This window comes from Paraburkholderia sp. (assembly GCF_036488795.1).
Lineage (GTDB): Bacteria > Pseudomonadota > Gammaproteobacteria > Burkholderiales > Burkholderiaceae > Paraburkholderia.
In genome coordinates this window covers 1-10,857 of record NZ_DASXHA010000132.1, presented here as the reverse complement: position 1 = coordinate 10,857, position 10,857 = coordinate 1, and the positions used below count along the sequence as shown (strand labels likewise).

The window sequence follows — 10,857 nt, the reverse complement described above, 5'->3', positions numbered from 1 at the left end:
AGTCTGCTGGGTGGTGTGAAGATCGGCGACGACTGTCGTCCGGTAGCCGAGCAAGGCAGCGCGGCGCGCGCCGGTGTCGATGCAAAACTCGGTGGCGTAACCGCAGATCACCAGACGGTCGATGCCGAGCCGGTCCAGGTGCGCTTTAAGCGGAGTCTCGTGAAACGAATCGCCAACCGATTTCCTGATGAGCGTGTCGCCGCCGGTGCGCACGAGGTCGGCTGGCAGTTGCCAGCCCTCGCTACCGTACTCGACTTCCTCGTCGCCCTCTTCATCGTGCTGGACGATGAAGACCGGCGCGCCCGCTGCGCGCGCCGCCGCCGTCAGACGGTTGATGCCGTCGATCACCTCAGCGCCGCGATACGCGGCGTTCGGGCCGGAGAAGAACGCATATTGCACATCGATCACCACTACTGCCACGCCCGTCATCTGTAGCACTCCTCGTAATCGAATCGGACCGCAACGGCGCGCGACGCGCTATCTCCCGCAAGTCGCCTAGACGGCCTGCGTTCGCGTCTCCAGCCACGCCTTCGCTTCACCCGACACATGCGGCGAAATCCGCGTGCGCACCATCTCGTGATACGCGTTCAGCCATGCACGCTCGTCCTAGCGCAGCATCGACAGGTCGAAGCAGCGCGTATCGATCGGACACAGCGTCAGCGTCTCGAACTTGAGGAAATCGCCGAACTCGGTTTTCTCGGCCGCGCGGTTCAGCACTAGGTTCTCGATCCGCACGCCCCACTTGCCCGGCCGGTAAATACCCGGCTCGACCGAGGTGATCATGCCGTCTTCCATGGCCGTCCACGGTTCGGCCGGCGCGTAGTGCGAAATGACTTGCGGGCCTTCATGTACGTTCAGGAAGTAACCGACGCCGTGACCTGTGCCGTGACCGTAATCCGCTCCGGCTTCCCAGATCGGCATACGGGCGATGGCGTCCAGCATCGGCGAGCGGATGCCGCGCGGAAACTTCGCCCGCGACAGCGCCATCATGCCCTTCAGCACCACCGTGCAGTCGCGCCGCTGTGCGTCGCTCAGCGTGCCGACCGGCAAGACGCGCGTGATGTCGGTCGTGCCCGTCAGATACTGCGCGCCCGAATCGATCAGCAGCAAGCCGTTTCCTTCGATTACCGCATGCGACGCGGCGGTCGCGCGATAGTGCGGCATGGCGCCGTTCGCATTGAAGCCGGCAATGGTTGCAAAGCTCAACGAAATAAAGTCCGGGCGACGCTGACGCGCGGCCGTGAGCCGCTCGTCGACGGTCAGTTCGGTGATCTTCTCGCGGCCCAGCGCGCCTTCGAACCATGCGAAGAACTCGGCCAGCGCGGCGCCGTCCTGCTCCATCGTGGCGCGCACGTTTTGCGCGTCGGCCTCGGTCTTGCGGGACTTGAGGAAGGTGGACGGATTGACCGCCTCGACGGTCTTCACACTCGACGGGACCGATTGCAGCAAGCCGAACGTGATCCTGCGCGGATCGATCAGCAGGGTCGCGCCACCGGGCAGCGCCTTGAGGGCCTCGGCCGCCTTTGCATACGGCTCGACGTGGATGCCGTCGCGCGCGAGCGCTTCGGCCAGCTCACGCGGCACCTTGCCTTCGGCCACGAACAGCGACGCGCGATCCAGCCCGATCAGCGCATGGGCGACGAACACCGGGTTGTAGCTGACATCGGCGCCGCGCAGATTCAGCAGCCACGCGAGATCGTCGAGCGTGGAAATGAAGTGCCACTGCGCGCCCTTTTCCTGCATCGCACGGCGGATCTGGCCCAGTTTCTCGGAGCGGGACACCGTTGCGTGCGGGGCGGCGTGCTCAAATACCGTAGCCGTGGGCAACGTGGGCCGCTGCGGCCAGATCGAGTCGAACAGATCAGCGTCCGTGCGCAGCGTCACGCCGTGGGCGTTCAGTGCCTGCGTCAAGGCGCGCGCCGCCGCGACACCGAGCACCGCCCCGTCGACCCCCACCGCGCCGCCCGCGGCCACGTTATGTGCGAGCCATTCGAAATGCGGCTGCGACTGCTGGCCCGCCATCATCTTCATCAACTGGACGCCTGTGCCGGCAAGTTGCGCCTCGGCTTGCTCCCAGTAACGGCTGTCGGTCCACAAGCCGGCGAAGCGGTCCGTCACGACCAATGTGCCGGCCGAGCCGGTAAAGCCCGATAACCACTCGCGGCCTTGCCAGCGACCGGGCAGATACTCGGACAGGTGGGGATCCGCGGACGGCACGAGGTATGCCGCCAGGCCTGCGCGCGCCATGGCGCCGCGCAGATGAGCAATCCGCTCAGGAATAGAGGAGGTTTCGGGGAGTCGGGCATTCATCGGATTCACCTGCATATGTTCAGCGACGGGGTAACAGGCCGACCGTCACGGCGACGGCAATCAGCGCGACAGCCGTACATACCGGCCATTCAAGCGTATCACCGTCATGGAAGAGACCAACCACATTGCCGGCCATGCGGGCGAACGCTGCGCCCAGCACGCCGGCAAGCAGTGCTACCCAGAAACGTGCGCGGCGTGCCCGCCGCAACGGATGCAGCCACCAACCGGCAAGGCCGACGACCGCACCCAGAAACACGATACCGGGCCACCCCATCAGCGGGGCGCCTCGCTCATTTTCGGACTCTTCTCATAGGCGTAAAGCGTTCGAGCAGCTAGCATTTTTATCTCTTTAACTATAAAGGTCAGCACGGCGCTTTCCGCGTAGCGGTTGAGTTTAGGGGCCGGGGTCATATTTAGGCAAGCTGTAAGCTTTTCCTGACCCTCGCCCGCCACGCTGAAGCGCGCCTATGCGAATCGCCCTCATCGAGCCGGACCCGCGCCAGGCGGAACTCATCGGCCGTCTGATCTTCGCCGGCGGCCACGCCTGTCAACATTTCCCCGCCAGCGCCCCCTTCCTCACCCGTGCCTGCGACGAATTCTTCGATCTCCTGCTCACCGACCGCTGGGCAGGCGACCGTCCCGCCGAAGACGTCATTCCGCGCGCCCGCGCAATTCTGCCGGGCTTGCCTGTCATCATGCTGCTGTCGGCGCCGCGCGAAAGCGAGATTGTCGCAGCTCTGCACGCCGGCGCGGACGATTGTCTGACGAAACCAGTCCGCGGCCCCGAAATGCTCGCTCGCGTCGACGCGCTGCTGCGCCGCGCGGGCTTGCGCCGGCCGCCGAACCGCCGGCGCGACACCTTCGGCAGTTATGTATTCGACGCTGCGAACTTTACCGTTACCTTCCACGGCCGCACAGTGTCGCTAACCCCCAAGGAATTCCGCTTCGCCCTCTTACTGTTTACGAACGCGTCGCGGCCGGTCTCACGCGCGCATATCCTCGAAGCGGTCTGGACCCGCCGGCGTGACGTACGGTCGCGCACGCTTGACACGCACGCTTCGCGCGTACGCACCAAACTGCAGTTGCGCCCCGAGCACGGCTATTGCCTGACGCCGCTCTACGGCTATGGCTATCAGCTCGACGCCGTGCCATCGGAAGCCCTTACCGGCACCTGAGCTGCAGGCTCGAATGAACGAAACCTGAAAAAGCTATAATATCGGTCTAAACCATAGCCCCTCATATGCAGCTTCTAACGATCGGAATCAATCATCACACCGCGCCCGTCGCCTTGCGCGAACGCGTGGCGTTTCCGCTCGAACAGATCAAACCTGCACTGGCGACCTTCAAGGACCTCTGGCTCGGCCCCGTCGCTGCCCGGACAGCGCCCGAAGCGGCCATTCTGTCCACCTGCAACCGCACCGAACTCTACTGCGCGACCGACGACCAGGCGGCCCGCGAAGCCGCCATCCAGTGGTTCTCCAGGTATCACAACCTGCCGGTGAGCGAACTTGCGCCGCACGTCTACGCGCTGCCGCAATCGGAAGCCGTGCGCCATGCGTTCCGCGTCGCGTCCGGGCTGGACTCAATGGTACTCGGCGAGACCCAGATCGTCGGACAAATGAAAGATGCGGTGCGCACGGCCTCCGAAGCCGGCGCGCTCGGCACCTATCTGAACCAGTTGTTTCAACGGACCTTCGCCGTGGCGAAGGAAGTGCGCACCACGACGGAAATCGGGGCGCAATCGGTTTCCATGGCGGCGGCGGCTGTACGGTTGGCTCAGCGTATCTTCGACAAGATTGCGAATCAGCGCGTGCTGTTCATCGGCGCAGGCGAAATGATCGAACTGTGCGCCACCCACTTCGCCGCCCAGCAGCCGCGCGAACTGGTGGTCGCCAACCGCACCGCCGAGCGCGGCACCCGTCTCGCCGAGCGCTTCAATGGCCGCGCGATTCCGCTGTCGGATCTGCCGGCGCGGATGCATGAGTTCGACATCATCGTGTCGTGCACCGCGTCAACCTTGCCGATCATCGGCCTCGGCGCCGTCGAACGCGCGGTGAAAGCGCGCCGTCACCGCCCCATCTTCATGGTCGATCTGGCCGTGCCGCGCGACATCGAACCCGAAGTCGGCAAGCTCGAAGACGTCTTCCTGTACACCGTCGACGACCTCGGCGCCATCGTCCGCGAAGGCAACGCGTCGCGTCAGGCGGCGGTCGCGCAAGCTGAAACGATCATCGAAACGCGGGTGCAGAATTTCATGCAGTGGCTGGACGCGCGCAGCATCGTGCCGGTCATCCGCCATATGCACACTCAGGCCGACGCGCTGCGCCGCGCCGAGGTCGAACGCGCGCAAAAAATGCTCGCGCGCGGCGAAGATCCGGCCGCCGTGCTGGAAGCGCTGTCGCAAGCGCTGACCAACAAGCTGATCCACGGTCCGACCCACGCGCTCAATCGCGCCAGCAGTGAAAACCGCGATAAGCTCATTGAATTGATGAGCGGCTTCTACAAACACTCCGGCTCTTCGGAACGTTAGCGGCGCCGCCGCCGCGCCTCCGGCCCTCTTACCTGGGTCCGGCTGGTGCCTTCGCCACAAGGGCTTCCGCCCGACTCCCCAGTTACGCCGTTCTTTCCGGAGCCCGCTCCGTACAGCCCGATGAAAACGAGCATGCAAAGCAAGCTCGACCAGCTCACCACCCGACTGGCCGAACTGAACGATCTGTTAAGCCGCGAAGACATCACCGCGAATCTCGACCAGTACCGCAAGCTCACGCGCGAACACGCGGAACTCGGACCGGTCGTCGAGCATTACGCGTTGTGGCGCCAGGCGCGCAATGACGCGACCACGGCTCAAGAACTGCTCGCGGACGTGTCGATGCGCGATTTCGCCGAAGAGGAAATCCGCACCGCCCGCGAGCGGATGGAAAAGCTCGGCGCCGAACTGCAGAAAATGCTGCTGCCGAAAGATCCGAACGACGACCGCAACATCTTCCTCGAAATCCGCGCGGGTACCGGCGGCGACGAATCGGCGCTGTTTGCGGGCGACCTGCTGCGAATGTATCTGCGCTACGCCGAGCGCAACCGCTGGCAAGTGGAAATGATGTCGGCCAGCGAATCGGACCTGGGCGGCTACAAGGAAGCGATCGTGCGGATCGCCGGTGAAGCCGCGTATTCGAAGCTGAAGTTCGAATCGGGCGGACACCGCGTGCAACGGGTGCCGGCTACGGAAACCCAGGGCCGCATCCACACGTCCGCGTGTACGGTTGCGGTGATGCCGGAAGCGGATGAAATCGGTGAAGTCGAAATCAATCCCGCCGATCTGCGTATCGACACGTTCCGCGCGTCGGGCGCCGGCGGCCAGCACATCAACAAGACCGATTCGGCGGTGCGCGTGACGCACCTTCCGACCGGCATCGTCGTCGAATGTCAGGACGACCGCTCTCAGCACAAGAACAAGGATCGCGCGCTGAAGGTGCTCGCCGCACGCATCAAGGACAAGCAGTATCACGAGCAGCATGCCAAGGAAGCCGCCACCCGCAAGAGTCTGATCGGCTCCGGCGACCGCTCGGAGCGCATCCGCACCTATAACTTCCCGCAAGGGCGTCTGACGGATCACCGTATCAATCTGACGCTGTATCGGCTCGAGTCGATCATGGATGGCGATCTCGACGAATTGATCGCCGCGCTGGTCAGCGAGCATCAGGCCGAGCTGCTGGCGTCGCTCGGCGATGCAGACTAACCGGGCAGCCACGCAGACGCTCACGCTCAGTACCTATGACTAACGCCTCCGCCCTGCTGCGGGCCTCATCGTTGCCGCCGCTCGAAGCGCGCATGTTGCTCGGCCACGCGCTCGGCTGGCGACGCACCGAGCTCATCACGCGCAGCGACGAACCGCTCGAAGCCACGCTGGTCGCGCGGTATCAGGCGCTTGAAGCGCGCCGCCTGGCCGGTGAGCCGGTGGCGCAACTGGTCGGCGCGCGGGAGTTTTTCGGGCTCGATTTCGAAGTCACGCCTGACGTGCTGATTCCGCGGCCGGAAACAGAATTGCTGGTCGAAACGGCGCTGCATGTGCTCGAGGGCAACGCGCGACCGCGCGTGCTGGACCTCGGCACGGGCACCGGTGCAATCGCCGTGGCGCTTGCTTCCATGCGGCCTGACGCGCAGATATGGGCCGTCGACCGCTCGTCCGAAGCCCTCGCCGTCGCCACTCGCAATGCCTCGCGCCTGCTCGATGCCAAACGTCCCGGCGGCGCAATGCAACTGGCGCAAGGCGACTGGTACGCAGCGCTCGATGCCACGTTGCGTTTTGATCTGATTGTCAGCAATCCGCCGTATATCGCGAGCGGCGATCCGCACCTCTGCGAAGGCGATTTGCGCTTCGAACCGCGCGGCGCCTTGACCGACGAAGCCGACGGCTTGAACGCAATTCGCGCGATCATCGCCGGCGCGCCGTCCAGGTTCAGCGCCCAAGGCGGCGTGCTTTGGCTCGAGCACGGCTACGACCAGGCGGCCGCAGTCCGCGCGCTGCTCTGTGCCGGCGGGTTCGAGCACGTGCGCTCGGAGCGCGACCTGGCCGGCATCGAACGCATCAGCGGCGGGGTCCTGGCACCGCACGCCGAACATGCCGGGTGACGCCGGCACGCCGTCCGCCTGTCGCAACGAAATCCGCTATCATTTCGATATATCCCCCCTTATTCCGGAACCGCAAGGTCAGTCATGGACACGCAACAACGCATCAAGCAAATCGTCGACGATAACGCTGTCGTCCTCTTTATGAAGGGCACGGCCCAGTTTCCGATGTGCGGCTTTTCGGGTCGCGCCATCCAGATTCTGAAGGCATGCGGCGTCGACGCGCCCAAGACCGTCAACGTGCTGGAAGATGAAGAAGTCCGTCAAGGCATCAAGGAATTCTCCAACTGGCCGACCATTCCGCAGCTCTACGTGAAGGGCGAGTTCATTGGCGGCTCGGACATCATGATGGAGATGTATCAGAACGGCGAACTGCAGCAGCTGTTTGCCGCAGCCTAAGCCCTGTCTGGCCGCTAACAAGCCGCGCAACAGGTGCCGCTAGCCATGGAAACACACGCTGCGGCGCCACGCCGGCTGATCATTGCGATCACCGGCGCAACCGGTGCCGTGTACGGCATCCGGTTACTCGAAACGCTGCGCAAGCTGGGCGGCGTCGAATCCCATCTGCTGATCTCCAGCGCCGGCTGGCTCAACATTCAGCACGAACTCCAGTTGGGCAAAGAAGACGTGCATCCGCTCGCGGATGTCGTCCATTCGGTGCGCGACGTCGGCGCGAGCATTGCGTCCGGCTCGTTCGCGACCGACGGCATGATCATCGCGCCGTGCTCGATGAAGACCTTGGCGAGCGTCGCGCACGGCCTTTCGGACAACCTCATCACCCGCGCCGCCGACGTCACGCTCAAGGAACGCCGCCGGCTCGTGCTGATGGTGCGCGAAACGCCGTTCAACCTCGCGCATTTGCGCAATATGACGGCCGTGACCGAAATGGGCGGGGTGATCTTTCCGCCGCTGCCGGCCTTCTACAACCAGCCCGCTTCGATCGACGAGATGGTCGATCACACCGCCCTGCGCGTCCTCGATCTGTTCGCGCTCGGTCCGGCATTAGCGCCCGCGTGGCCCGGCTTGCGCAACCCTGCCGCGCCGGCAGACTGACTGCAGCTCACGCCTGACGACGCGACCGCGGATATTCCCAACCATCGCGACGCAATCAAATCCGGTTTGACGCGTTTATCAAGCGGCAGTACGCCTTTATATTGGTAGCAACCCAATCTTCGCGTCGCACCTGCTGCGACGCCGCTGCCATGAACCGCTTACCGTCGCTTTTCCTGTCCCACGGCGCGCCCACGCTGCCGATCGATCCGTCGATGCCGTCCGCCGAGTTCGGCGTCCTGTCGGCCCAGTTGCCGCGTCCGGAGTCCATCCTGATGCTGTCCGCGCATTGGGGCACCGCCCAACCTTTGGCCAGCACCGCGGCGAGGCCGGAGACGATCCACGATTTCCACGGCTTTCCGCGTCAGCTGTACGAGATCCGGTACCCGGCGCCCGGTGCACCGGAGGTCGCCCGTCGCGCCGCCGTGCTGCTGAATGAACACGGCCTGCTCGCCGATACCCAGGCGCACGGCCTGGATCACGGCGCGTGGGTGCCGCTGCTTTTGATGTTTCCGGATGCGGACGTACCGGTCGCGCAGTTGTCGATCCAGCCGCACCTCGACGCGGCACATCATTTCCGCGTCGGGCGTGCCTTGCGGGCGTTGCGGGATGACGGCGTGATGGTGATCGGCTCCGGCCAGATCACGCACAATCTGCGCGCGGCGGACTTCTCGGCGCGTCCGGAGGATGCCGATCCGCGCGTCACCGAATTCACCGACTGGTTCGAGGAAAAGCTGGCCGCGCGCGATATCGACGCGTTGCTCGACTATCGCAGCCAGGCACCGTACGCGGCGTTGATGCATCCGACCGACGAGCATTTGCTGCCGGTCTTTGCCGCACTCGGCGCGGCAGACGACGACTATCGGCTCGGCATCCAGTCGCTCGGCACGTTCCAGAAAGCCCTGGCGATGACCAACTACGTGTTCGGCACCGCATAAGCAAAAGCCGCTCGCAGAAACGACAAATCCCGCCTGAGCAGCTCAGGCGGGCTTTGTCACGTCGGGCCAGGGCAACGCCGCAGGCCCGGATCGAACGCGATTCCGTTAGTGCGCGCCCATTCCCTCGAGCACTTCGTCGTGGGTTTGGCGCTCATCCAGATACTCGCTGCGATAACCGGTGTGGACGCCCCAGTAGTAGAAAATCAGCGCGAAGATGATCACGACGAGCATGTCCCAACCGTACGGCAACACGCCGCGGCCGCCGAACTGCTTGCTGCCGATCAGCGACAGGATAGCCATTACCGGCAGATACGCGACCAGCCACCATGCAGCCTTCAGGTCACGGCTCCAGCCGCTGAAACCCGACTTGGACTGGAAGTAGAAGTACACCGGCAGCGCGACGATCATCAGCAGGATGATTTCACCGGTCAGCGGCCACTTCGCCCAGTACAGCACCAGCGACGCGCAGGTGAACGCGAACGGCGCGATCACCTTCATGCCCGGGATATGCAGCGGACGGTCCAGATCCGTCGCGGCGCGGCGCAGCGCCATCAGGCTGATCGGACCCGTGAGGTACGAAATCACCGTTGCCACCGAAATCACCGCCGCGAGCGAACTCCAGCCGCGGAAGAAGAACAGGAAGATGAACGAAACCAGCAGGTTGAACCACATGGCCTGACGCGGCACGCCGTAGATGGGGTGCACGTTGCCGAACATTTTCGGCATCGTATTGTTGCGCTCCATGGCGTAGATCATGCGGCTCGTGGTCGCCATGTAGGTCGTGCCGGTGCCGCTCGGGCTGACGAATGCGTCGACATACAGCAGGAACGCCAGCCAGTTCAGGTTCAGCGCGAGTGCCAGTTCAGCGAACGGCGATGCGAAGCTGAAGTGGCTCCAGCCTTTCATCACGTCGGCCGGGTTGACCGCGCCGATGTATGCGATTTGCAGCAGCACATAAATCACCAGCGCGAGCAGGATCGAGCCGATCACTGCAAAAGGCACGCTGCGCGCCGGATTGCGCGCTTCACCCGCGAGGTTGATCGGGCTTTGAAAGCCGTTGAAGGCAAACACGATGCCGCTCGTCGCCACGGCCGTCAGCACCGCCGACCAGCCATACGGCGCGAAGGTAGCCGCTTCGCCGAAGTTCTCGTGGTGAAAGCCGGTCGCCATCAGGCCGGCAATGGTGGCCGCGGGAATGAGAAACTTGAAGATGGTGATGGTCGTATTGGCGCGTGCAAACAGCTTGACGCCCCAATAGTTGAGCATGAAATAGATAATCACCAGAATCGCCGAGAGTAATAACCCATTAGTGGTTAATGACCCGTTGACGAACAGCGCATGAGCCCAGGGATATGGCCAGGTACTCATGTATTGAATGGAAGCTTCGGCTTCGATTGGAATCACCGATACGATGGCGATCCAGTTGGCCCATGCGCTGATGAAACCGACCAGCGCGCCGTGCGAATAGCGCGCGTAGCGCACCATGCCGCCCGACTCGGGGAACATTGCGCCCAGTTCGGCGTAGGTGAGGGCGATCGCAAGAATCACGACTGCGCCGATGATCCAGGCGCAAATGGCGGCCGGACCTGCAATTTTTGCCGCTTTCCATGCGCCGAACAGCCAGCCCGATCCGATGATTGAACCCAGGCCGGTCAGCATCAGCGCGAACGGCCCGATGTTCCGTTGAATAGAACTTTTCACGTCTTCTCCTGTGTCGACCAGAGTTAGCGCTTTAGCGCTTACTCTGGTCCCATGCAAGTTTGCGGTCGACCGATGTTGGCGCTTCAGCGCCTCCTCCGGTCCCATGCAATTTCGCGGTCGACCGGCGGTAGCGCACTAAAGCCTACTCCGGTCCCGTGCAAGATGCGCTCAAAAACATGTCGGCACCGCGTGACATTGCTTGTGACGCTGGAGACGAGGTGACGGCCATGATCGT

The 10,857-nt window shown here is 63.7% G+C and carries 10 protein-coding genes and 1 pseudogene; 7 read left to right on the top strand and 4 right to left on the bottom strand.

Going from position 1 to position 10,857, the window contains the following annotated elements; all coding sequences use genetic code 11:
* The 3 genes and pseudogenes from VGH41_RS19320 to VGH41_RS19310 form a co-directional block, all read right to left on the bottom strand.
* Positions 1-429, bottom strand: a 429-nt coding sequence (locus VGH41_RS19320; protein ID WP_331599134.1) for an isochorismatase family protein, incomplete at its 3' end; no start/stop codon positions are given.
* Between the two features lie 66 nt (positions 430-495).
* Positions 496-2,310, bottom strand: a pseudogene (locus VGH41_RS19315) (aminopeptidase P family protein).
* Between the two features lie 19 nt (positions 2,311-2,329).
* Complete coding sequence (locus VGH41_RS19310) at positions 2,330-2,584, bottom strand: hypothetical protein (RefSeq protein WP_331599133.1); 255 nt, start codon at positions 2,582-2,584, stop codon at positions 2,330-2,332.
* A gap of 193 nt (positions 2,585-2,777) precedes the next feature.
* Here VGH41_RS19310 and VGH41_RS19305 point away from each other — a divergent pair, with 193 nt between their 5' ends.
* The 7 genes from VGH41_RS19305 (at position 2,778) to VGH41_RS19275 (ending at position 8,921) form a co-directional block, all read left to right on the top strand.
* Positions 2,778-3,485, top strand: coding sequence for a response regulator transcription factor (locus VGH41_RS19305; protein ID WP_331599132.1), 708 nt, complete (start codon positions 2,778-2,780; stop codon positions 3,483-3,485).
* A gap of 65 nt (positions 3,486-3,550) precedes the next feature.
* Positions 3,551-4,840: a glutamyl-tRNA reductase gene (hemA, locus tag VGH41_RS19300; RefSeq protein WP_331599131.1), complete on the top strand. Its 1,290-nt coding sequence runs from the start codon at positions 3,551-3,553 to the stop codon at positions 4,838-4,840.
* 120 nt (positions 4,841-4,960) lie between these two features.
* The gene (prfA, locus tag VGH41_RS19295; RefSeq protein WP_331599130.1) at positions 4,961-6,043 is read left to right on the top strand and encodes a peptide chain release factor 1; all 1,083 of its coding nucleotides are present in this window, start codon (positions 4,961-4,963) and stop codon (positions 6,041-6,043) included.
* Positions 6,044-6,078: 35 nt separating this feature from the next.
* Positions 6,079-6,936: a peptide chain release factor N(5)-glutamine methyltransferase gene (gene prmC / locus VGH41_RS19290; protein ID WP_331599129.1), complete on the top strand. Its 858-nt coding sequence runs from the start codon at positions 6,079-6,081 to the stop codon at positions 6,934-6,936.
* Between the two features lie 84 nt (positions 6,937-7,020).
* Positions 7,021-7,332, top strand: coding sequence for a Grx4 family monothiol glutaredoxin (grxD, locus tag VGH41_RS19285; RefSeq protein ID WP_331599128.1), 312 nt, complete (start codon positions 7,021-7,023; stop codon positions 7,330-7,332).
* A 45-nt stretch (positions 7,333-7,377) separates the two neighbouring features.
* Entirely contained in the window at positions 7,378-7,986 is a 609-nt protein-coding gene (locus VGH41_RS19280; protein WP_331599127.1) for a UbiX family flavin prenyltransferase, read from the top strand.
* A 149-nt stretch (positions 7,987-8,135) separates the two neighbouring features.
* Positions 8,136-8,921 (top strand): class III extradiol ring-cleavage dioxygenase, encoded by a 786-nt coding sequence (locus VGH41_RS19275; protein WP_331599126.1) that lies wholly within the window; start codon positions 8,136-8,138, stop codon positions 8,919-8,921.
* 105 nt (positions 8,922-9,026) lie between these two features.
* Here VGH41_RS19275 and VGH41_RS19270 read toward each other — a convergent pair whose 3' ends face one another.
* On the bottom strand, positions 9,027-10,622 hold the full coding sequence (locus VGH41_RS19270) for an APC family permease (RefSeq protein WP_331599125.1): 1,596 nt from the start codon (positions 10,620-10,622) through the stop codon (positions 9,027-9,029).
* Positions 10,623-10,857 lie beyond the last annotated feature (235 nt).